Origin of the sequence: Halomonas marinisediminis, from assembly GCF_004347715.1 — a bacterium.
Classification (GTDB): Bacteria; Pseudomonadota; Gammaproteobacteria; order Pseudomonadales; family Halomonadaceae; genus Halomonas; species Halomonas icarae.
This window is the reverse complement of sequence record NZ_SLTR01000870.1, coordinates 1-220: the sequence shown is the minus strand read 5'-3', so window position 1 is coordinate 220 and position 220 is coordinate 1. Positions and strand designations below refer to the sequence as shown.

Here is a 220-nt window from a genome sequence, read left to right as displayed (position 1 = left end):
GTCGTGATCCGGACTGAGCTGTGCTCCAGGTGTCGCCGCAGGCGGGCGACATAGACCTCGATCGCGTTCTCGGTCACATCCTCGTCGAAGGAGAACAGCCGGTCCACCAGGGCCGGTTTCGAGAAGATCTGTCCCGGCGCGTTGGCGAAGGTCTCGAACAGGCGCAGCTCCCGGGTGCGGAGCTGGACGACGCCGCCCGCGGTCTCGAGCGTGCCCGCGA

General features: G+C 67.7%; 1 protein-coding gene. It reads right to left on the bottom strand.

The window, feature by feature from the left end; all coding sequences use genetic code 11:
* The coding region (locus tag E0702_RS18815) for a winged helix-turn-helix domain-containing protein (protein ID WP_132045961.1) at positions 1 to 220 on the bottom strand (220 nt) is incomplete at both ends.